This is a genomic window from Paraburkholderia sp. GAS333 (assembly GCF_050435665.1).
In the GTDB taxonomy this organism is placed as follows: domain Bacteria; phylum Pseudomonadota; class Gammaproteobacteria; order Burkholderiales; family Burkholderiaceae; genus Paraburkholderia; species Paraburkholderia fungorum_A.
In genome coordinates, this window is record NZ_JBNDKS010000008.1 from 163,699 (window position 1) to 185,323 (window position 21,625).

The 21,625-nt window shown below is 60.0% G+C and carries 18 protein-coding genes; 16 read left to right on the top strand and 2 right to left on the bottom strand.

Annotated elements, in window-relative coordinates; genetic code table 11:
• Positions 1–7: 7 nt before the first annotated feature.
• The 9 genes from ABH945_RS31460 (at position 8) to ABH945_RS31500 (ending at position 9,561) form a co-directional block, all read left to right on the top strand.
• Positions 8–1,357 (top strand): aminotransferase class I/II-fold pyridoxal phosphate-dependent enzyme, encoded by a 1,350-nt coding sequence (locus ABH945_RS31460; protein ID WP_074771938.1) that lies wholly within the window; start codon positions 8–10, stop codon positions 1,355–1,357.
• Positions 1,354–2,388: a zinc-dependent alcohol dehydrogenase family protein gene (locus ABH945_RS31465; protein ID WP_429253258.1), complete on the top strand. Its 1,035-nt coding sequence runs from the start codon at positions 1,354–1,356 to the stop codon at positions 2,386–2,388. The genes ABH945_RS31460 and ABH945_RS31465 overlap by 4 nt, the downstream gene beginning before the upstream one ends.
• 15 nt (positions 2,389–2,403) lie before the next feature.
• Positions 2,404–3,141 carry an ABC transporter ATP-binding protein gene (locus ABH945_RS31470; RefSeq protein ID WP_083380195.1) on the top strand — a complete coding sequence of 246 codons (738 nt, stop codon included), beginning with the start codon at positions 2,404–2,406 and terminating at the stop codon, positions 3,139–3,141.
• Positions 3,141–4,367 carry an ABC transporter permease gene (locus ABH945_RS31475; RefSeq protein WP_429253259.1) on the top strand — a complete coding sequence of 409 codons (1,227 nt, stop codon included), beginning with the start codon at positions 3,141–3,143 and terminating at the stop codon, positions 4,365–4,367. The genes ABH945_RS31470 and ABH945_RS31475 overlap by 1 nt, the downstream gene beginning before the upstream one ends.
• Before the next feature lie 43 nt (positions 4,368–4,410).
• Complete coding sequence (locus tag ABH945_RS31480) at positions 4,411–5,187, top strand: outer membrane lipoprotein-sorting protein (protein ID WP_429253260.1); 777 nt, start codon at positions 4,411–4,413, stop codon at positions 5,185–5,187.
• 18 nt (positions 5,188–5,205) lie between these two features.
• Positions 5,206–6,564, top strand: coding sequence for a hypothetical protein (locus tag ABH945_RS31485; RefSeq protein WP_429253261.1), 1,359 nt, complete (start codon positions 5,206–5,208; stop codon positions 6,562–6,564).
• 356 nt (positions 6,565–6,920) lie between these two features.
• On the top strand, positions 6,921–7,304 hold the full coding sequence (locus tag ABH945_RS31490; RefSeq protein ID WP_074771946.1) for a hypothetical protein: 384 nt from the start codon (positions 6,921–6,923) through the stop codon (positions 7,302–7,304).
• A 10-nt stretch (positions 7,305–7,314) separates the two neighbouring features.
• The gene (locus ABH945_RS31495; protein ID WP_074771948.1) at positions 7,315–7,536 is read left to right on the top strand and encodes a hypothetical protein; all 222 of its coding nucleotides are present in this window, start codon (positions 7,315–7,317) and stop codon (positions 7,534–7,536) included.
• 459 nt (positions 7,537–7,995) lie between these two features.
• Complete coding sequence (locus tag ABH945_RS31500; RefSeq protein WP_074771950.1) at positions 7,996–9,561, top strand: alpha/beta hydrolase; 1,566 nt, start codon at positions 7,996–7,998, stop codon at positions 9,559–9,561.
• A 43-nt stretch (positions 9,562–9,604) separates the two neighbouring features.
• Here ABH945_RS31500 and ABH945_RS31505 read toward each other — a convergent pair whose 3' ends face one another.
• Positions 9,605–10,789, bottom strand: a complete 1,185-nt coding sequence (locus ABH945_RS31505; protein WP_429253262.1) for an endo-1,4-beta-xylanase — start codon at positions 10,787–10,789, stop codon at positions 9,605–9,607.
• A 306-nt stretch (positions 10,790–11,095) separates the two neighbouring features.
• On the opposite strand from ABH945_RS31505, the gene ABH945_RS31510 reads away from it, so the two are divergent.
• The 6 genes from ABH945_RS31510 to yicI all read left to right on the top strand — a co-directional run bounded on the left by ABH945_RS31510 (position 11,096) and on the right by yicI (position 18,986).
• The gene (locus ABH945_RS31510) at positions 11,096–12,154 is read left to right on the top strand and encodes a substrate-binding domain-containing protein (RefSeq protein ID WP_429253263.1); all 1,059 of its coding nucleotides are present in this window, start codon (positions 11,096–11,098) and stop codon (positions 12,152–12,154) included.
• 273 nt (positions 12,155–12,427) lie between these two features.
• Positions 12,428–13,639, top strand: a complete 1,212-nt coding sequence (locus ABH945_RS31515) for an ABC transporter substrate-binding protein (protein WP_429253264.1) — start codon at positions 12,428–12,430, stop codon at positions 13,637–13,639.
• A gap of 89 nt (positions 13,640–13,728) precedes the next feature.
• The gene (locus ABH945_RS31520) at positions 13,729–14,631 is read left to right on the top strand and encodes a carbohydrate ABC transporter permease (protein WP_074771958.1); all 903 of its coding nucleotides are present in this window, start codon (positions 13,729–13,731) and stop codon (positions 14,629–14,631) included.
• A gap of 1 nt (position 14,632) precedes the next feature.
• A complete protein-coding gene (locus tag ABH945_RS31525) occupies positions 14,633–15,445 on the top strand; it encodes a carbohydrate ABC transporter permease (RefSeq protein WP_074771960.1) in 813 nt (270 codons plus the stop codon).
• A 50-nt stretch (positions 15,446–15,495) separates the two neighbouring features.
• Positions 15,496–16,572 (top strand): ABC transporter ATP-binding protein, encoded by a 1,077-nt coding sequence (locus ABH945_RS31530; protein WP_429253265.1) that lies wholly within the window; start codon positions 15,496–15,498, stop codon positions 16,570–16,572.
• A gap of 89 nt (positions 16,573–16,661) precedes the next feature.
• Positions 16,662–18,986, top strand: a complete 2,325-nt coding sequence (gene yicI / locus ABH945_RS31535) for an alpha-xylosidase (protein ID WP_429253266.1) — start codon at positions 16,662–16,664, stop codon at positions 18,984–18,986.
• 278 nt (positions 18,987–19,264) lie between these two features.
• Here the strand turns inward: yicI and ABH945_RS31540 are convergent, their stop codons facing one another.
• On the bottom strand, positions 19,265–19,558 hold the full coding sequence (locus tag ABH945_RS31540) for a BON domain-containing protein (RefSeq protein WP_429253267.1): 294 nt from the start codon (positions 19,556–19,558) through the stop codon (positions 19,265–19,267).
• Between the two features lie 899 nt (positions 19,559–20,457).
• Here ABH945_RS31540 and ABH945_RS31545 point away from each other — a divergent pair.
• Positions 20,458–21,609: a porin gene (locus tag ABH945_RS31545; RefSeq protein ID WP_074771970.1), complete on the top strand. Its 1,152-nt coding sequence runs from the start codon at positions 20,458–20,460 to the stop codon at positions 21,607–21,609.
• Positions 21,610–21,625: the final 16 nt, after the last annotated feature.

The window sequence follows — 21,625 nt, forward strand, 5'->3', positions numbered from 1 at the left end:
GTCGAATATGACTGCTGAAACGCACGTCGAGCGTCTGCGAGCCAGGCTGCTCGGCAAACAGGGCGGCGCAGCCGCGTCGGGCGACGACGCGCCGATGGCGCGGGCCGCTTCCGCCAGGGTCGCGGTGGGCCCCGAGCATTACGACTTCGCGCAGTTTCCCGAACTGCGCGAGTACGCGAACACGCGCTGGTACTACGACAAGCAGGGCTACGAGTGGAACATGTTCCGCGAGCATGTCGGCGTGGCCAGCGCGGAAGTCGAAGTCGCCGGACGACGGGTGATCAATTTTTCGTCGTACAACTACCTCGATCTGTCGGGCGATCCGCGTGTGCAGGCCGCAGCGAAACAGGCCATCGACGACTTCGGCACGTCGACCGGGTCGGGGCGGATCATCATGGGCGAGATTCCTGTCTTCAACGAGTTCGAGCGAGAACTCGCGGACATGCTCGGCGTCGAGGACGCGGTGCTCGGCGTCAGCGGTTATGGCACCAACGTCGCGGCAATCGGCTATCTCGCGCGCAAGCAGGACCTCGTGCTGTACGACGAACTGGTTCACAACAGCATGCTGGTCGGCGCCAAACTGAGCGGCGCGCGCCGCTTCGCGTTCCCGCACAACGATTGCGATGCGCTGGAGCGGTTGCTGGTCGAGCATCGCGGCAACTTCGAGCGCGTGCTGATCCTGACCGAAGGCGTGTTCAGCATGGACGGCGATATTCCCGATATCCCGCGAATGATCGAGATCAAGAAGCGGCATCGCGCGCTACTCATGGTCGACGAAGCGCACTCGATGGGCGTGATCGGTCCGCGAGGACTCGGCGTGGTCGATCACTTCGGTTTGAACAGCGCGGATATCGACGTGCACTATGCGTCGATGAGCAAAGCGTTCGCGACGATCGGCGGCTACATTGCCGGCCGCCGCGAGTTGGTCACGATGCTCAAGTATTACGCGCCGGGGCTTGGCCTCTATATCGCCTCGCCGATGCCGGCGAACGCCGCGGCTGGCCTGGCCGCGTTGCGGATCATGCGCGCCGAGCCGGAGCGCGCGCGCCGCGTGGTGGAGAACGCCAACTACTTCCGCGAGCAGGCGGCGCGCGCGTCCCTGAATGTCGGGGCGAGTGCGGGGTCGGCGGTGATTCCGGTGATGCTGCCCGACGCGGAGATGGCGCTGTGGATGGCCGCGCGGATGTTCGACAACAACATCTTCACGTTCCCGATGATTTTCCCCGTAGTGCCGCGCGACGCCGCGCGCCTGCGCTTCTTCGTCAACACGGCCCATACGCGTGAACAGATCGATCGCACGATTCGTCTGCTTGCTGAACTGAAGGCTAACGCACCGGCGAGCAAGGGGCTGTTTTGAAGCAGATTCGCTTTGATGTTTTCGGTCCGCCGTCGCATGCGGCACGCTGCTGCGAGGTGCCGTCGCCGGGCCAGCCATCGGCGTGGGAAGTGCTGGTCGATGTCGAAGCCTGCGCGATCAACCCGGCCGATCTTGCGAGACTCGCCGGGCGCTACGGTGAGTTGCCAAAGCTCCCTGCCACCCTCGGTCTCGAGGCGGTCGGGCGGATCGTCGCTTGTGGCTCCTCGGTGGCGGACCTCGCCGTGGGCGACCGCGTCATTCTGATCAGTAACGACAACTGGTGTCAGCAGCGCCGTCTCGCCGCGTCGCAGGTGTTCAAGGTTGCGCCCGAACTCGACGTGCTGCAGCTTGCGGCACTCAAGGTGGGCGCGTGCACGGCGCTCGAACTGGTGCGCCGTCACGCCGCCCTGGAGCGGGGCGCATGGATCGTGCAGACAGCGCCGTTGTCGAGCGTCGGGCGCGCGGTGATGCAGATCGCGCGGCACGACGGCCTGCGCACGCTGAACATCGTGCGGCGTCCTGACGCGATCGACGAAGTGAAAGCGGCTGGCGGCGATGTCGCCATCGTCGATGGTCCGGATCTGGTCAAGGCTGCCCGGGACGTCATGGGCAGCGCACCGGTGACGCTTGCGCTCGACGCGGTCGGCGGCAATGGCGTTGCGAGGCTCGCCCAGCTACTCGAGCGCGGCGGCACGATCGTCAACTACGGCATGTTGTCCGGCAAGCCGATCGAACTCGGCTGCGACGAAGTCATTTTCGGCGGCATCAATCTGAAGGGCTTCTGGTTGACCCAACGGCTATCGCGCATGACGCAAGTCCAGCGCAACACACTGATCGCGGAGGCGGTCGGTTTGCTGAGCCTCGGCGTTCTCCATGCAGAAATTGCGGCGACCTATCCGCTCGATGCCATCGGCAACGCGTTGCGTCATGTGGACGAACCGGGCCGTCGCGGCAAGGTTTTTCTGCTGCCGAACGGACCCATCGAGCGGCGCAGCACGTCGCCTGTCGATGCTGTCGCCGCCCATCGTTAAAGAATCGGGATTTCCATGAGTATCGATCTGCATGAATCCGCGCCGCACGATGCGGATGCCGGGCACGTCGCCGCGCGCGCCGCGCCGGTTGCACGCCTGATTGGCGTGAGCAGGACATATGGCGATGTGCATGCGCTTGCCGACATCAACCTGGACGTTCAGGCCGGCGAGATGCTGGCGATTGTCGGGCCATCCGGCAGCGGCAAGACCACACTGCTGAACCTTATCGGCCTGCTCGACAAACCGTCGGCGGGCGAGATCCAGGTGTTGGGTGAATCGACGGCGCGCCTGAGTCCGGTGGAATACGCAAAGCGCCGGCAATCGTCGATTGGTTTCGTGTTTCAGAGCTACAACCTGATCCCCGTACTCGATGCAGTCGACAACGTGTTGCTGCCGCTGCGCCTCGCTGGTCGCACGAGCCATGCGCAGAATGCACGCGCTCGCGAACTGCTCGACGAAGTCGGACTGCAGGGGCATCACCACAAACGCCCGGACCAGATGAGCGGCGGGCAACGTCAGCGTGTCGCCATCGCGCGTGCGTTGATCACCGAGCCTCGCCTGGTTATCGCCGATGAGCCGACCGCCAGCCTCGACACCGACAACACACGAGCGGCGATGCAACTGTTCCAGCGACTCAACCGGACGCACGGCGCGACCTTCGTTTTTTCGACCCACGACGAGCGCGCGTTGCGCTATATGAGCCGGTCCATACGCCTATGCGACGGACGGCTGCCAGATGGAGAAGAACTCTGATGCATTCGCTTGTTCTCGCGCTCAAGAACGCGTTCAGAAACCGCCGTCGCAGTTTTGTCACGCTGGCCGCAATTGCGCTCGGGCTCGCCGCGATCAATCTGTTTAGCGGCTATATCGCCAATGTTTATGCGGGGCTTGAACAGCAGGCCGTGATGGGCGAACGGCTTGGACATCTGACGATCTTCAAACGGGGCTTCGAGCTGGAAGGCAAGCTCCATCCAAAGCGCTTTCTGTTTTCGCCGGAAGAAACGAAGAAAATCGACGCGCTTATTTTGCGCGAGCCGGGCACGAAACTGGTATCGCCGCGGCTCAGTCTGAATGGGCTGATTTCGAATGGCAACGCGTCGACGGTATTCATTGGCGAGGGCATTGTTGCCGACCATAACGACAAACTCGGCGCGGCTCTCGAAGGCGATTCGGGCGGTCACCTCGATCCGCATAGGGATGCTGGCGTTGCCGTGTCGTCTGATCTCGCGAAGCTGCTCGACCTTAAAAAGGGTGAGACCTTCAGCCTGCTAGCGTCGACTATCGACGGCCAGGCCAACGCGGTCGATGCGGATGTCGTCGATATTTTCAACACCGGCAGCGCGGGCACGAATGACAAATATGTGCTGACCACGCTCGCGCTCGCGCAGTCGCTGATGAATACCGAATCGGTGGAACGCTTCATCGTGCTGCTCGATAACGCGAGCCTGACCGAGCAGGTGAAGCTGCAACTGAGCCATCGTCTGTGGGCCGCAGGATTCGATGTCGAGATCAGAACATGGCAGGAAATGTCGAGCTTCTACACGCAGGTGAAGGGCCTCTTCGACATGATCTTCTCGTTCATTGCAAGCATCGTTCTCGTGATCTCCGCGATGAGTGTGGCGAACACGATGTCGATGGCGGTGATCGAGCGCACCCGTGAAATCGGCACGCTGCGCGCGCTGGGTCTGACTAACGCGGGGGTGGTCAGGCTGTTTGCATTCGAAGGATTCTGGATCGCGCTGCTCGGCTGTCTATTGGGTCTGATCGTCACGATCATCGCCGCGCTTTGTATTAACGCCTCCGGCATCGGCTATATGCCGCCCAATTCATCCGATCGCGTGCTGCTCCAGGTCGACCTCGACTGGATTCGTATGGGCGGCATCGCGCTGGCAGTGAGCTTCTTTGCCGTGCTGTGCGCTGCCTATCCGGCGTATCGCGCGACGCGCGTCGAAGTGGTCGATGCATTGAGCTTCGTTTAAGCGGCTGGGTCGCTTCAATTGTTCCTTATCAGATATGACGTATATGCAGCTCTTAAAAAAGACCGCTTTTCTGCTGGCTTCGCTGGTGCTCGCCAGTGCAACTTACGCGGCCGGTTCACCAGCCACTTCAACTTCGACGCCGGACGCGACGCAGATCGTGGCGGCCAGCGATCGCGCTCGCGGCGGCGGCCTCAATGGCGTGCAATGGACCATCGACATTACGGGCCAGGATTCGGGCGGCCCGATCGACAAGCGTACGTATGTTGTCCGCGCAAGCGGTGAAGACAGTCTCGCCGAGGCCACCTATCCGCCGCGCGAAGCGGGTGGCCGTCTGTTGCAGAACGGACGCAGCATGTGGTTCGGCAAGTCGACGCTGACCAAGCCTGTCTCCATTTCGACGCGACAGAAAATGGTGGGCCCCGCATCGAATGGCGACATTGCGTCCACCAACTACGCGAAGGATTACGACGCCACGTTGCTCCGTATCGAGCAGGTGAACGGTGAAAACGCGTACGTGCTCGATCTGGTCGCGAAGAGCAAGTTCGTGACCTACGACCGGATCGTCTACTACGTGTCCATGTCGCGCCTCGTGCCGCTCAAGGCCGAGTTTTACACCGTATCGGGGAAGATCTTCAAAACGGCCTCGTTCGAAATGGGGAACCGGCTCGATATCGACGGCGCTGTGCAGCCGTTTGTCAGCAAGATGAGTATTCAGGACGCTATCGACAAGTCGAACTTCTCGTTGCTGCAATACAGCGAAGTCACCACGAAGAAATTCGGCGCGGATATGTTCAACCTCGGCTCACTCAATCGCCCCTGATCGCAGGCTATCGAAGTCATGCATCTGAAAAGGGCGAAGGGACGGCCGCGCAAGCAGCCGGCCGGAACGACGCGTGTCGCGCTTGGCCTGCTTCGCACGCTCGCGCTGATATCGACCGTTATGCCGGATTCGGTGTGGGCTGCCGACGCGCAGGATGACGACGCGTCGTCGGGCCGCTTCACGTTGCGTCAACATACGCAACTCGTCGCTTACGCGTCGGGGTACGTGGTCAATACGCGCTCGCTCGCCAATCCGAATAACCAGATCGCGAAGCTGCCCACGACGCAGGCGCAATTAGCCCCTCGGGTGGACCTGACATTGACGGTCGATCCGTGTTATCTGCAACTGAAGCCGCGTGGCTTTTTCGTCTGGCAAGGCAATACGCCTGGCGCGAGCGGCACCTCGACCGATGCTTACCTCAATGAAGGGCGTCTGTCGTGTCAGGCGGGTCCGGTCAATGTCGAGGTTGGCCGCAGCGTACTGCTTTGGGGTAGTTCGATCATGCTGTCGCCGAGTAACCCTTTTTTCGCGGAAACGGGCAAGACCGATCCGGTCAGGGAGTTGCTTGGTCGCGACATCGTGCGCGTGAGCGCGCAGATCAACCCGTCGTGGAGCGTTGAAGCGATCAGCAACTTCCACGTGGATACACGCGATACGACAAAAGAAAACTTCTCTCCCGTGACGGCGCTCAAGGCCAACTGGACCGGCGATTCGGCGTCGGCGAGCGCGCTGGTGTCGCATCGCGATAACGGGGTGGACCGGATCGGTGCATATGGAACATGGACAGCGTCGGATGCGCTGCTGTTCTATGGCGACGCGTCGTTGGGGCGAGGGCGTAATGCGTTATTCGCCGTACAGCAGCCCCAGGCACCGGCAGGTTGGACCTTCCTGCAAAATCAGACACGCGACGGTTCGCTCCGCACGAGCGCGCTGCTCGGCGCGAGTTACACGTTTATCTCGGGTTGGACCCAGACTCTCGAACTGCTCTACAACGGCGATGGGTACAGCAGTGGTGAACGGCGTTCTTATCAGAATGCGATTCAGTCCGGCAATACGGCGCTTGCGGCAGGCAATGCAGCGGCGGCTGGCTTGCTCGGGCAATCTCTTAACCCGCAGCAGAGTCTCCTCGGGCAACGTTACGCGCTGGTTCAATTGGGCCGTACGGATCTGTTCAACAAGCTCGATGTAACGCTACGGTACATGCAGGCATTCGACGCGCCACGAGGCGGTAATCTGGCATTGTCGGTCAACTACAAATTGAGCCCGACAGCGGAACTGTTTGCATACGGGCAATGGAATGTGGGGAATTCGCAGTCCGAGTTTGCCCAGCTCTACCGGTTCTCCGTGATAAGTGGTTTGCGATACTACTGGAATTGACATCAAGGGGATTGGCGAAAACCCGTGCATCGCGCAGCGGTTCTCTCATGCGGATTCGTCGGAAATAATGGGCTTGGAAATATGGAAAAAGGCTCTAGACTTTATTTCGTGTCCTTTTCTTCGCTGCTTTTCCGGAGTTGAATCGGGCGCTGCAGTAACTAGCCGGGCCCGCATGGCGATAGATTTTTTCTTAGCCAATGCCGGATGCAGCGCTATTCAGACAGACCCGGTGAGAGACCACGAAAGGAGACACGGCCCGACATCACTCAAAGAAAATGTTTCTGCTCACCAGATCGATGCCGCCGAATGTGCCCGGTGGCGGATCGCAGGAGAACACAACTTCCACGGAGTAAGCGATGGCAACCAGAACACCATGGCGAACGCTGTTATCTCTGACTTTCCTCACGTTCACAATGATGGGCAACGTCGCCCGCGCGGATGAAATTCCGATCGTCACGGGCCAGCAATGGACGACCTCAACGGTTGAAGCCAAGAATGCCTATCTCGTGGGCATTGCCAATCTGATCGATATAGAGAACGCCTACTATGCGAAAAACGGCCAGGCGACCAACAGGGACATCGCGCCGCGCTTTGCGAAAGGCATGCAGGGGCAAACGCTCGACAGCGTGCGTCAGGGCGTCGATAACTGGTATGCCACCAATCCCACGATGATCCAGCATCCCGTGATCGAGACCATCTGGTTTGAAATGGTCTTGCCCGGTTTGCAAAAGAGCCAATAAGGAGCCGATCATGAAACGACTTGGATGGATCGTGACAATCGGGGCTCTGGTCATTGCAGCCGGATGCACGGACATGACTCCGCGGCAGCAAGGCACGATGAGCGGTGCAGCGCTCGGGGCGGCGGGCGGCGCGGGCATCGCGGCGATCGCGGGCGGCGACGCGTGGACCGGCGCGCTCATCGGCGGCGCGGCGGGCGGTGTGGCTGGGAATATTGCAGGTGGGCGTCGATAGAGTCGCCACGTAGTTGGCCTGGAAGCTATCGTCAATTACACACTGTCAGGTAAGTCTTGCCGGACGCGAAGCAACGCAATGTTGCTTCGCAGAAATTCATCTGCTTTTTTACACGCGGGCGTGGCTGATTGCTGCGCGCCGCGCGCCTGTCTAAAAGAACCGCTCGTCCGGTTCTTCCAGCTCATCGCAATTCAATCCAGGGCGGAATGTGGCATCCTACGTTAGCGTCGATACGTTGACGGGAGAACCTGCGCGGCCATGCAAACCATCCGTCAAAATTGAACGAATGTCCAAAAGACTTTAGGATGTCGAAGCGGAGTTCAATCGACACAACGCGCCGTGACCACAACCGATCCAAAGCGCTTTCATAGCCTTCGTGGATCACATCAGTGGCAGGTCGATTAACGGTATGAACGCTGAGCGCTGACAAAAACCACACCCCTCACTGTGAGAGCAAGAATGCTACGCAAGCTGCTGAAGGTGACAAAAATAGGCGTACTGGTTCTGGTCCTGCTCGCCATAGGCGCATTGGCATTGCGTGCATGGTATTCGCAGCGCGGACCCGCTCTGTCGGTCTGGCATACCTACGTGCCGCGCGAATTGACAGTCGAGGAAATGGACACCGGCGACTGGAATACGTATCTCAAGGCGGAGGCCCGCATCTTCGACGACGTGCGCACCAACGTCGTCGAAAAGATAAGTCCCGCCGAGCGTGTTCCGTCGAACCGGTACTACGAAGGTGCGCCGATTTATCCCGAGCACTTCAAGGACGACTGGAATCGCTCGTACATACTCGAACCGTCGGGGCCGCCGGTTGGCGCGGTTGTGATGTTGCACGGTCTGACGGATTCACCGTTCAGCTTGCGGCACATTGCGCGCCGTTACCGCGACCGGGGCTTTGTCGCTATCGGCATTCGTCTGCCGGGGCACGGCACGGTGCCGGCGGGTCTGACGAGCGTCGAATGGCGTGACTGGGCTGCGGCGACGCGGCTGGCGGTGCGTGAAGCGCGCCGGCGCATCGGTCCCGACAAGCCGCTGGAACTGGTCGGCTTTTCGAATGGCGGCGCGCTGGCTTTGCAATATGCACTGGACTCGATCGACAATCCCGCGCTGAGCCGACCCACTCGTGTCGTGCTCATTTCACCGATGATCGGCGTGACTCGTTACGCACGATTTGCCGGGCTCGCGGGAATTCCGGCAATCCTGCCAGCCTTCGAAAAAGCCGCGTGGCTCGGTGTCGTTCCAGAGTTCAATCCGTTCAAGTACAACTCGTTCCCGGTGAACGGCGCGCGTCAATCGTATCTGCTGACCCGGACCATTCAGGATCAGATCATCCGGTTGCAGCGTGAGAACAGACTGGTCGACTTGCCGCCTGTGCTGACGTTCCAGTCCGTAACGGATTTCACTGTCAGCACGCCGGCCGTGATGTCGTCGCTATACGATCAGCTTCCGCAGAACGGCAGCGAAGTCGTGTTGTTCGATGTGAACCGCAGCGTGCGATTCCGCACCTTCCTGCGCGTAGCGTCGTACACCGCGCTATCGCGTCTGCTGCGTATCGGTCCGCAAAACTATCGGACCACGGTGATCGCCAACGCATCTCAGGAATCGGCTCACACGGTCGAGCGCAGTGTCGATGCGGGCGAAGTGGATGTGCGGGTGAAGCCGTTAGACATCGATTATCCGCAGGATATTTTCTCGTTGTCGCACGTCGCGATTCCGTTTCCGGTGACGGATGCGCTCTACGGCATTGCGCCGAACGACGAAGAAAACTTCAACGAAAACCTCGGCACACTCGCACCGCGCGGCGAACGCGGCACGTTGATTCTCACGCTCGACTCCATGTTCCGAATCGCGTCGAATCCGTTCTTCCCATATTTGCTGCAACGTATCGACGAAGGGATCGGCAAGATGCCTGGTCCTGTGGTTCAGTCGCCGGTACGTTCTCATGCGACCGCTGCGGGGCAGCCTGCCGACGAGGCCGCCGACGCTGCCGAGCTGGAAGAAACCGACTCGTATGTGCCGTGAACGATGGAAGGCCCGCGATAATCGCGGGCCATCATCACAAGTGTCAGGGCTGATAAGTCGGATCGACGATCGTCCAGAACGCTGCCTTCGGCCGCAAATTTGCATCGAACAACAGCGGCAGATTGTTGCGTGGCGCGGGCGTCGAAGTCAGCCACGTATGCTTGTCCGAGTAACCCCAGAACGTCACTGCCTTGATGCTCGGCTCATGTTCGAACAGATCGAACACGGCCCGATAGCGCAGCGCCTGCGCGCGCATCACGTCGTTCGGGACCGGATTGCCGAGGTCGGGCAAACACGCATGCGGATCGCTCCAGCATGCGCCTGAATCGGTATAGAGACTCACGTCGAGCTCGGTCACCTGGTTTTCGAGGCCCATCGCGGCCACGTCGTCGAAAGCCTGCTTGAGGTGCGCCACAGGCGGCCAGTTGACGCTGATATGCATCTGATGCCCAACGCCGTCGATCGGCACGCCCTCTGCACGCAATTCACGCACCACAGCCAGCAGCTTTGCGCGCTTGGTCGCGTCGTCGGTGCTGTATTCGTTGATATAGAGCTTGACGTCGGGATCGGCGGCGCGCGCCGCACGGAACGCAATCGCGATGTAGTCCTTCCCCAGCGCGCGATACCACGGGCTGTCTTCACGATAGACCTGATGCGGATCGTCGCTGATCACTTCGTTGACTACGTCCCACGCATAGACCTTGCCGCGAAAATGCGTGACCACATCGGTCACATACCGGCGCAGACGTGCGGCGACGATGTCGTGATAATGCGGGTCTTTCGGATCGCCCGCGAAGAACCACGCGGGCGCTTCGGTCCAGTCGCCCGCACGGAAATGCCAGGCGAGCGTGTGACCTCGCACTGCAATGCCATGCGCCTGCGCGAACGCGATTATCTCGTCGGCGGGCGCGAAGTTGTATTGGCCTTCAGCTACGCCGATGGTGCCAGGTTTCATCTTGTTCTCTGCGGTCAGGCTCGAGAACTGCGCGGCGAGAAGGGCTGCGTCTTTAGGACTTTCTATCGAGTCAGGCTCGATCGCCGCGCCAATTTTGAAATGCGCAGCCATCACGTTTTTCAGTTGCGGCGTCGCTTCAGCCGGTGCGGCTGCAAGCGGCGGACCGTCGTGAGCGACCGGCGCGTGACTGCTCACGCAGCCTGTGGTCAATGCGACGGCACCGAGCGTGGCCGCGAGGTAGAGCAGGCGTGTCGAGGTCGATCTGAAGCGCATCCGGGGTCTCCGTGTCGTATGTTTTTCTGTCGATACGTCGCCTAACCTGTCGTAACGTTATCGGTAACATGCGATACTAAGCAGACGCTGCAACAGTCGCTATGCGGGGTTTACCTGACCCGTTCCACGGTGTCATCGACACGCGCCGATTCGTGCGCGAGCGGGCTACATCCGAAGGTCGCCGAAGTCGGAAAAAGAGGTGGCTGCGTATTCCGAAAGCCGTTAAACGGTCCGGCACGCAGCCGATATTGAAACCGCATCAGTTTGATAAGCTTGACCGGATTACACATCGGGTCAGACCAACGCATGGGCATTCGACAGCTCGCCAGCGAGCTCAATCTTTCCGTTTCGACCATTTCGCGCGCGCTCAACGACAGCGACGAAGTCAGTGCCGAAACCCGCGAACGTGTACGCGCCGCAGCGCTTCGGCATGGCTATGCGCCTAACAAGGCGGCCGAAAGTCTGCGCAAGGGCAGGCTCGACATCATCGGGCTGATGCTGCCGATGCGCCGCGAAGAAGAGAACTACACGCTCGGCGTTTTCATGACGCTCGCGGACGGCCTGCAATCCATTCTGTCGCAGCACGGCATGGACCTCGTGATGTACGCGAGCGAATCGTGGGAGGACGAATGTGCCCGGTTGCGCCGCATTGTCGAGCGTCGTCACGTGGATGGGGTGATCCTCGCGGGCACCCGGCATCACGATGAAAGGATCGACTATGTGGCGGCTCGCAATTTTCCCTTCGTCGCGCTGGGCCGCAGCGAGTCGGGCGGCGAGCACGCATGGGTCGACCTTGATTTCAAATCCGCCGCCGAGGCGGGTGTTGCGCGGTTGGTGGCGCTCGGACATCGGCGAATCGCGCTGGGCATTCCCGATAACGATGCGATGCAGGCGCACGTTTATCTGCATGCATGGCAGGAGGCGATGGCAAAGCATGGGCTCGATGTGCCGAAGGGCTACGTGCGTCGCAATGAGTTGTCGGAACGCGGCGGCTATCAGATCACGCAGGAGTTGCTGGAACTCGCGCGGGCACCTACCGCGTTGATGTTCCAGAGCGACTGCATGGCGATCGGTGCATATCGGAAGCTTTACGAACTCGGCAAGACGCCGGGCCGCGATCTGGCTATCTCCGGCGGCGTGCTGACAGGCGAGCTTGCCGAATTCCTCGCGCCCCGTCTGACTGGTTTCACACTCGACGCTTACGAGTTAGGACGACGCCTCGCGCAATCGTTGCTCGCGCAGTTTCCCGACTTCGCAGATACCTACGGCGACGCGCGCGAGCCTTCGCTTTGGCCGTTGTCGCTGCGAGAGCGTGATAGCGACGCGTTACCGCCGGAGTCGTCAAAAGCCGTCAGGAAAAGGTAAGTGACGGCTCATGGCTAACCCGTACTTGAACCGCAACCGGCATTGCGTATTTCGGGAAATCCGATTGCGATTTTCGCCGCCGACTTGACACTATTCGTTCTACAAGCAAAGATGCGCTGGCTTCCGGAAACGTTTCCGGAAACAACGACAGCGGCGACACCGACGACCTGAAAGGTCGCGCGTCGTCAGAAAAACCGAGAGAGACGGCTCAACCGCAGTTCGAAAAATGAGCCAGAGACGAGCGTGGTTTGATCGCGCGAAAATGGAGACACCATGAAGAAGCTACTGGCCGCGTCCGCGGCACTGGGTTTGGCATTCTCGCTTTCCTGCACCGCCTTGCACGCCGCGACGCTGTCCGTCTGGGCCGTGGACGAGCCGGACAATTACACCGAAAAAATGGCGCAGGAGTTTGCCAAACTGCATCCGGACGTGCATCTGCAAATCCGCAAGGTAGGCTTCGCCGCGCTCAATGACGAGACTATGCGCGCAGTGATGTCGGGCAGCATGCCGGACGTCGTGCCGATCGATAACCCGAATACCGCGATGTTCGCGTCGAAGAACGCGCTGCTCGACCTCACGCCTTATCTGGCGAAGTCGAAGGTGATCGACGCGAAGCAGATCTTCCCCGGACCGCTGAAGAACGCAAGCTGGAACGGCAAGGTGTATGCGATTCCGCGCGGCACCAACACGCTCGCGCTGTACTACAACGAAGACATGTTCAAGGCTGCAGGACTCGACCCGAACCATCCGCCGCAAACGTGGGACGAGTTGTACACGGACGCGAAGAAGCTGACCGACGCGCAGAAAAACGTCTACGGTCTCGCGTTTTCTGCGATCAATAACGAAGAAGGCGTGTTCCAGTTCCTGCCGTTCATTCAGGCGACGGGCGCCGATTGGGACAAGCTGAACGATCCGGGTGCGGCACGCGCGGCAACGTTCTGGCAGAAGCTGATGGACGCGAAAGTGGCGTCGCCCGATACGCTCACGCACACACAATCGGAAGCGGCGGCGACGTTCATCAACGGCAATGCCGCGATGGACATCGACGGTCCGTGGGAACTGAACGCGGTCGAGAAGGGCGCGAAGTTCAAGTGGCGAGTCGCATTGCTGCCGACAGAGAAAGCGGGCGGCGCGCGCGCGTCGGCGCTCGGCGAACAGAATCACGCCATTCTGCGCGGCGCAAAAGATCCGGACGTCGCGTTCCAGTTCCTCGAATACATGTACTCGCAACGCGGCCGCAACTGGAACGATTTCGGCATGCTACCGCCGTCGAAGGACACCAACACGGTGAATCCGAAATGGCCGCAAGCGTACAAGGCGTTCAACGAGCAGATGGAGTACGCCCGTGCGCGCGGTCCTAATCCGCAGTGGCCGAAAGTCTCGAAAGCGATTTCCGACGCGATGCAATCGGTGCTGACGCACCAGGCCGCGCCGGCTCAGGCGATGACCACTGCCGGTCAGACGGTGCAGGGCGTCGCTCACTAAGCAACGGGTTTTCACGTCGCCGTGCCGGGATTGCCGGGCGCCCTTCGTGGTGCCCGGTTGACCCATGCCGTACCTGTCAGATCAAAGCCATGAACACATTAATGCGCCGCTTCCCGCGCGCCAATGCTTTTGAAATATCGCTGGCGGTGTTCGCACTGCTGTATCTGCTGATATTCGCGGGACTGCCGCTTATCTACAACATCGTGCTGTCGTTCCAGCAGGTCGACCTGATGGAGCCCGCCACGCTGTTGCGGCCATTTGTCGGACTCGCCAATTATCGCGACGTGTTCGGGCGGCCCGAAGCGCGCCAGGTACTCGTTAATACAGTGTTGTTCGTCGGTTTGTCGTTGACGTTCCAGATCATCATCGGCTTTCTGCTGGCGTTGCTGTTTGCACAGGATTTTCCGTTTGCTAGCGCAATGCGTGGCCTGTTTCTCGCGGGCTGGATCATGCCGGGGCTGGTCGTCGGCGTGATCTGGAAACTGATTTTTGCGGGCGATTACGGCGTGCTGAATCATGTGCTGATGCAAACGCATCTGCTGAACGAGAAGATCTTCTGGTTATCGGACCCGGCCTGGTCGTTGTACGCGGTGATTCTTGCGAACGTATGGCTCGGCGTGCCGTTCAACATGCTGCTGTTGTCGGTCGGCCTTGCGGCGATTCCCGCCGATCTGTATGAAGCGGCCGAACTCGACGGCGCGAACCCATTGCAGCGTTTTGTCGGCATCACGTTGCCGATGATGAAGGCTACGCTCGGCGCAGTCATCGCACTCGGCGCAATCATGACGATGCAGCAATTCGATCTGATCGCCGCGTTGACGCAAGGCGGCCCAGCCAACTCGTCGCAAGTGGCGCAGTTCTGGTCGTGGCAGCTGTCGCTGCAAACGTTCGAGGTGTCGGCGGGCTCTGCGGTCGCTACGTTGATGTTGTTGCTGGTGCTGGTGGTCGCGGTGATTTACGTACGCTCGACCCGCAACGAAAGGATGGTCTGACATGAAGCGCTACATCCTTTTTGTGATCGCGTTGTGCGTGACGGCGGTCTACATGTTCCCGCTGTACTGGATGTACATCACCGTGTTCAAGAGCGCCAGCGAGATGTTCCAGTATCCGCCGACGTTCTGGCCGCAGCATCCCGAATCGCATTTGTGGCAGGTGTTCACCGAGCGGGGCATGGGCAACTTCCTGTGGAATTCGCTCGTGACCGCATGCGGCACGGTGGCCGTGACGGTTTTCGTCGGTACGGGCGCCGCTTATGCGCTGGCCTTCGTGCAGAACCGCTGGACTAGCTTCGCGATTTTCACGGTACTGGTTTTGCAGGCACTCCCTTCGAGCCTGATGGTGACGCCGATCTTCACCGCGTTCAAGGCGCTCGGGTTGCTGGAGACGCCGCGCCTTGCGGTAGTGATCGCGCAGATCACGAAGACGCTGCCGTTCTATATCGTGCTGTGCCGTCCGAGCTTCGTGCAGGTGCCGCGTGAGTTGCGCGATGCCGCGCTGGTCGATGGCGCGTCGCCGATGCGCGCGTTCTTCGGCGTGATCTTGCCGCTCGCCGTGAACGGCATTCTCGTGTCGGCGATTCTGGTGTTCCTGCAATCGTTCGGCGAGTATGTGTACGCCCGTTCGCTGATTCTCGACGACCAGTATCAGACCGCGACGGTGGGGTTGTCCGCGTTCGTCGGTGCGACCAGGATCGACTGGATCGGCATCATGACCTACTCGGCCATTTTCGTCACGCCGATCCTGGTCGCGTTCATGTTGTTGCAACGCAGGATCGTCGCCGGCCTGACCGCTGGCGCGCTCAAGTAACTCAAGTCACGCCTATGTATTTGCCGGTGAATACCGGCCGGAGAATCGCTGTGGATCGAATTCAGATCGAGCGTCTGAGCAAGAGTTACGGACCCGTGCAGGTGTTGAAAGACATCGATATCCGCGTGCCGGAAGGATGTTTTGTCGCGCTGATCGGGCCATCGGGTTGTGGCAAGTCGACCTTGCTGCGCACGATTGCCGGACTCGAACGGAGTACCGGCGGCACGTTGCGGATCGACGGCAAGGTGGTGAACGACATGCCGCCGCGTAAGCGCGATGTCGCGATGGTGTTCCAGAGCTATGCGCTATATCCGCATATGAACATCGAGAAGAATATGTCGTATTCGCTGCGGTTAAGAGGCACTGCACCGCAGGCGATTCGCGAATGCATCGATGGAGTGGCGCGCACGCTGGGGCTGGAGCATCTGCTCGCGCGTATGCCGCGTCAACTGTCGGGCGGACAGCGGCAGCGGGTCGCAATGGGACGCGCAATCGTGCGCAATCCCAAGGTGTTTCTTTTCGACGAACCGTTGTCCAATCTCGATGCCGCGCTGCGCGTGCATATGCGATCCGAAATTCGCAAGCTGCATGAGCGGCTCAAGGCGACGTCGGTGTACGTTACGCACGACCAGATCGAAGCAATGACGATGGCCGATCACGTCGTCGTGTTGCGCGCGGGGCAGGTCGAACAGCAGGGCGCACCGCTGGACCTGTATCACCGTCCGGCGAACAAGTTTGTTGCAGGCTTTATCGGCTCGCCGTCGATGAACTTCATCGAAGCCGTGATTGGTTCCGACGGACGACGTGCACAGTTCGGAGCCGCACAGTCGCAGACGCTGGACCTCGGCCCTGGCCGTAGGCTGCCTGCAGGTACGGCTGTATGGCTCGGTTTGCGTCCCGAGCATCTGCATATTCATGCTGGTGGCAGAGGCTTCAGCGCCGTGATCGACAGCGTGGAAACGACGGGGTCGATGACCTTTGCGTCCCTTCGTGTCGACGGTGTCGAATCGCTCGTGCTGGTTTCGCATGCGGGCGTTTCGGCCATACGAAGTGGCGAGGCTGTGAGTCTCGACATCGCCAGCGACCACATTCACGTCTTCGACCGGAAGACGGAGCAGGCGCTGTAGGCACCGAATACGTCTTAACTTAGGCACTCCATTGAGTTTCGTTCCGCCGCCCGGCGGAGCGGGTATCAACACGCTATGAGAAAGCTTGTATGAAAATCAGCGATGGCAACTGGTTGATCCGCGACGGCCTGAATGTGCTGTACTCGGCTGCACTGCACAGTGTGGAAGCGCTCGGTGACGAACTACTCGTTCACGCCGCGCCGCGCGACGTATCGAGCCGCGAGCGGCAACTCGATACCGGCTTGCTCACGTGGCGTTTCTTTTCGCCGCAAAGCGGCGTGATTGGCGTGAAGGTCGAACATTTTCGTGGCACGCGAGATATCGGCCCACATTTCCAGCTCAATCGCGTAGATGGGCCTGTCACCACGCGCAATACCGACGACGAAGCCACGCTCACCAGCGGCTCTCTCAGCGTACGCATTGCAAAGTCGGGCGATTGGTCAGTAGATTTTCTGCGCGACGGTCAACGCATTACAGGTAGCGGCTTTCGCGGCGCGGGTCATGTCAGCGATGCAAATCAGGGCGACGCGCCGTTCATGTTCGAGCGGCTCGATCTCGGTGTCGGCGAAAACGTTTATGGACTGGGCGAGCGCTTTACCGCGTTCGTGAAGAACGGGCAGGTGGTCGAGAGCTGGAATCGCGATGGCGGTACGGGCACTGAACAGGCCTATAAGAACATTCCGTTCTACTTGACCAATCGCGGTTACGGCGTGCTGGTGAATCACCCCGAAAACGTCTCGTTTGAGATAGCCAGCGAAAAAGTGGCGAAGATGCAATTCAGCGTCGCCGGTGAAAAACTGGAGTACTACGTGATCGACGGGCCGACGCCGAAGGAAGTGCTGGAGCGCTTCACGCGTCTGACCGGCCGTCCCGCGCTACCACCGGCGTGGTCGTTCGGTCTGTGGCTCACCACGTCGTTCACGACGAATTACGACGAAGCCACGGTGAATCATTTCATCGACGGTATGGCGGAACGTGGCATTCCGTTGCACGTATTCCATTTCGACTGCTTCTGGATGAAGGCTTTCCACTGGTGCGACTTCGAGTGGAACCGCGAGACGTTCCCCGATCCGCGAGCGATGCTGGCACGGCTCAAGGCGCGTGGTCTGAAGATCTGCTTGTGGATCAACCCGTATATCGCGCAGCCGTCGCCGCTGTTTGCCGAAGGCATGGAGATGGGCTATTTGTTGCGCAAGCCGAATGGTGACGTGTGGCAGTGGAACCGCTGGCAACCTGGCCAGGGCATTGTGGACTTCACGAATCCGGCTGCTGCGCAATGGTATGCGGGACATTTGCGGCGGCTGCTGGAAATGGGCGTGGATTGTTTCAAGACCGATTTCGGCGAGCGGATTCCGACCGACGTCGTGTACCACGACGGCTCCGATCCGCAGAAGATGCACAACTACTATAGCTACCTGTACAACAAGGTGGTGTTCGACGTATTGCGAGAAGTGCGCGGCGAAGGCGAAGCTGTTGTGTTCGCGCGCTCGGGCACGGTCGGCAGCCAGCAATTGCCGGTGCATTGGGGTGGCGATTGCAGCGCGACTTACGAATCGATGGCGGAGACGTTGCGCGGCGGCCTGTCGCTTGGACTCAGCGGCTTCGGCTTCTGGAGCCACGATATTGGCGGCTTCGAGCACACCGCGCCAGCCGATGTTTATAAGCGCTGGTGCGCGTTCGGATTGCTGTCGAGCCATAGCCGTTTGCATGGCAGCAAGTCGTATCGCGTTCCATGGTTGTTCGACGATGAAGCGGTCGACGTGGTGCGGCATTTCACCGAGTGGAAATCGCGCTTGATGCCGTATCTGTTTGACGCCGCAAAGCAGGCCGTCGATCACGGCACGCCCATGTTGCGCGCCATGCTGCTGGAGTTTCCCGACGATCCCGCGTGCGATTATCTGGACCGTCAATACGTGCTTGGAGATTCGTTGCTGGTTGCACCGGTTTTCAACGCAGTCGGCGACGTGGATTTCTATCTGCCCGCAGGACGCTGGACGCATTTGTTCAGCGGCGAGCAGGTCGAGGGCGGCCGCTGGCTGCGCGAGCGGCACGGGTTCATGAGCCTGCCGCTGTTCGTGCGGCCCAACACGCTACTGGCACTGGGCACGGAAAATCAGCGTCCCGATTACGACTATGCACAGCAAAGCGAACTGCATCTGTTCGAACTTTGCGACGGCAAAACCGCTACGGTGACGTTGCGCGATCTTGGCGGCGCAGCTGTCACGCATGTCAGCGTGACGCGTCAAGGCGATACGTTGCGGATTCGGCGCGATGGGGTGCAGGCTCCGTTGCCGCTGTTGTTGCGTCAGTGGAATAGCTTGCGGGATGCCGGCGGATTGCCGACGAAGAGTGGCGAGGCAGGCGTGAGCATTACTTTGCCCGCAGGTGAAGGAGACGTGACGGTCCACGTTTAAAGCCATATTCGATCGATCCGGGCGTTGCTGTCACCTTCACGAAGCGACGCAAGTCTCTGGCAACGCCTGGAAGCTGCAACGACTCGCACGTAGCGCGGCAATAGAAGCCGCGCTTCGCTTGCCTCATTCTGCAGACTTATATCGCCCGCGAGCCATTAGATAGGCAAGCGGAAATCGCGGCCTGCGAATCTGCTAAGCAAACATTCAATACGTCACAGCAGACGCAAACGTTAAACACGCGGACGGTGAAAATCGTCCGCGTGTTTTTTGCGTTGCGTTCAACGTCCACGAGAAAGCAGGTTGTTTACCGACGTCACGCCGTCCACCGAGGTGGCACTGCGTTCAGCCAGCGCGACCTGGGTGCGCTCAGGGACCCAGCCGATCAGCGTGACCTGTCCCGAGCGCGCAAAGACAAACACATGAGACAGACTTACGCCGCTACGCGCCGCTGAAACGCGGACGGCGTGCGCGAGTTGCCCATCGTTCATCGACGAATCGGTGTCGGCAACGGCGACCGGCGCAATGGTGCCGGCAATCAATAACGCGAGAGTGGTTGCAATAGCTTTTTTCACAATAACTCCTTGCAGAGAGGCAGATCTGCCGGCGAACTCCGGCGACGACACTTCCGGTCGGACTCCAGGATGGGCCGCGGAAGTCAACGACAAAAGCCCCGTCTGCGCCGTGCATACCCATCTCTTTCGATGGTGCGTCGAGGGATTTTGTCTGTCGGGACGTTTGGAGGAGGAGTTGTCGCCCCGCGAAAAGCTTGCGCGTTCGTCGTGGTGGAACGCGGGGGTGGACTTGCGGCGTGGCGCGGGCCAGTCGAAGCCGATCGGGTCATGACCTTTGTGGTGGAATCCGCCGGAGGCAGGCAAGCCCTCCAATGCGATTCCAGGCCTTGTGTCCAGCGCTCTCAAGCTGGGCACGACTCGTGATTCGGCGTCCTATGGCGGAATCATAGTCCCGAATAAAAACCCTTGCTGGAAGGTTGCCAGAAGCGCATTAGCGACGCCCGCAAAGCAGGCAACTTCTTCGCGTTTCGGGAACACGAATCGATGCGGCCAACAAAAGCACAGCGCCGATACATCAGGTGAGAACTTTCGTCGTTGCATTTGTGCAACATCGAAATCGACTTTCGCACCCGTTCAAACGACCGCACGCATTTCGCGCGGCAGCGGGAAGCGCAAACAGGTCCCGCGGGCCGATTTTGCATGTATGGATTCAAACGGATTTGCCAGACAGATGACCATGACCTCATGGTCACGAAGCGCTTGCTACTTCGTCATTTGATCGCGCGCAACAGCTATGAGCAACAGCGTTTTCCCTGACACGGAAGATCGTTACTGCACGCGATACCCATACCTATAATCGCCTCGAAATGTGAAGCGGACATTTCAGCAAGCGGGGAGTGTGCGGAGTCAGTACATGTCCTGAGCGGCTCGGAGACGCCAAAACGAATATAGGATATCTAATGAAAAAAACGGTTATTGCATTGTCCCTGATGGCAGCTGCAGCGGCGGCCCACGCGCAGAGTAGCGTCACACTTTACGGTCGTATCGACAACGGCATCCAGTACGAAACCGGCATTCCTGGCGGCCATGCATGGGCAGCCGAGAGCGGTAACTGGGGTTGCTCGTGGTTCGGGTTGGAAGGCGCTGAAGACCTGGGTGGCGGCACGAAGGCCGTGTTCCAGTTGGAAGGGCAGCTCAATACGATGACCGGCGCTTCGGCGGGCAATCTGTTTGGCCGTCACGCCACTGTCGGCTTCACGAATGATCACTTCGGTCTGTTCAAGATCGGTAACCTCGGCGCTGGCGAACTGTCGCAGGACAGCTGGGGCACCGACCCGCAACTGATGCAGCGTTACGCAATCTCGACGCTGGTGCGTGGCCGTAACTGGGCCAGCGCAAGCAACGGCGCAGAGTACAACTCGCCCGTCCTGCTCGGCGGCCTCGTTTTGAAGGGCCAATACTCGCTGACGAACAACACCAGCTGGAACTCGGCACCGGTCAATTCGGCAGGTGTTCCGACCGGCCAGGGCCGCACCAACGCCGTCGAAGGTATCTACACGTTCGGCAGCGGCGACTTCCGCGTGATCTATGACGAAGTGCGCGGCGCAGACGGCTCGTTCAACAACGTCTACTCGGCTTCGCGCTCGATTCTGGCCGGCGGTACGTACGTGATCGGTCCTGTGAAGCTGTATGCCGGCTATCAGCACCTGAGCGCACCTGACGCAACCAACGCGAGCATGGGCGTGACCGCTGCATCGCAACCGGTTGGCGTAGGCGCACCGACGGGCGTGAACCACGAATGGTTCGGCGCTGCATGGCAAGTGACGAGCGCAACGGCAGTGACCGGCGCAGTCTTCCATGCGAATGCGAACAACGGCAACGGTAACGCGACGCTGTTCACGCTCGCAGCAACCTACGCGCTGTCCAAGCGTACGTTCCTGTACACGGAAGCCGGCTACATCCACAACAGCTCGACGTCGAACATCAACCTCGGCAACGGCCCGTACGGCAACAACAACTATGACCCGGCGACCGGCACGTCGTCCAACAGCAACCCGGACTACGGTCACAGCCAGACAGGTGTCTTCGCCGGCATCATGACCACGTTCTAAGTAGCAAATTGCCTGA

What these genes read in the sequence shown, in the direction of transcription:
- ABH945_RS31460 (WP_074771938.1), top strand. Translation starts at nt 8, where the DNA reads ATGACTGCTGAAACGCACGTCGAGCGTCTGCGAGCCAGGCTGCTCGGC.
- ABH945_RS31470 (WP_083380195.1), top strand. Translation starts at nt 2,404, where the DNA reads ATGAGTATCGATCTGCATGAATCCGCGCCGCACGATGCGGATGCCGGG.
- ABH945_RS31475 (WP_429253259.1), top strand. Translation starts at nt 3,141, where the DNA reads ATGCATTCGCTTGTTCTCGCGCTCAAGAACGCGTTCAGAAACCGCCGT.
- ABH945_RS31480 (WP_429253260.1), top strand. Translation starts at nt 4,411, where the DNA reads ATGCAGCTCTTAAAAAAGACCGCTTTTCTGCTGGCTTCGCTGGTGCTC.
- ABH945_RS31485 (WP_429253261.1), top strand. Translation starts at nt 5,206, where the DNA reads ATGCATCTGAAAAGGGCGAAGGGACGGCCGCGCAAGCAGCCGGCCGGA.
- ABH945_RS31490 (WP_074771946.1), top strand. Translation starts at nt 6,921, where the DNA reads ATGGCAACCAGAACACCATGGCGAACGCTGTTATCTCTGACTTTCCTC.
- ABH945_RS31495 (WP_074771948.1), top strand. Translation starts at nt 7,315, where the DNA reads ATGAAACGACTTGGATGGATCGTGACAATCGGGGCTCTGGTCATTGCA.
- ABH945_RS31500 (WP_074771950.1), top strand. Translation starts at nt 7,996, where the DNA reads ATGCTACGCAAGCTGCTGAAGGTGACAAAAATAGGCGTACTGGTTCTG.
- ABH945_RS31505 (WP_429253262.1), bottom strand. Translation starts at nt 10,789, where the DNA reads ATGCGCTTCAGATCGACCTCGACACGCCTGCTCTACCTCGCGGCCACG.
- ABH945_RS31510 (WP_429253263.1), top strand. Translation starts at nt 11,096, where the DNA reads ATGGGCATTCGACAGCTCGCCAGCGAGCTCAATCTTTCCGTTTCGACC.
- ABH945_RS31515 (WP_429253264.1), top strand. Translation starts at nt 12,428, where the DNA reads ATGAAGAAGCTACTGGCCGCGTCCGCGGCACTGGGTTTGGCATTCTCG.
- ABH945_RS31520 (WP_074771958.1), top strand. Translation starts at nt 13,729, where the DNA reads ATGAACACATTAATGCGCCGCTTCCCGCGCGCCAATGCTTTTGAAATA.
- ABH945_RS31525 (WP_074771960.1), top strand. Translation starts at nt 14,633, where the DNA reads ATGAAGCGCTACATCCTTTTTGTGATCGCGTTGTGCGTGACGGCGGTC.
- yicI (WP_429253266.1), top strand. Translation starts at nt 16,662, where the DNA reads ATGAAAATCAGCGATGGCAACTGGTTGATCCGCGACGGCCTGAATGTG.
- ABH945_RS31545 (WP_074771970.1), top strand. Translation starts at nt 20,458, where the DNA reads ATGAAAAAAACGGTTATTGCATTGTCCCTGATGGCAGCTGCAGCGGCG.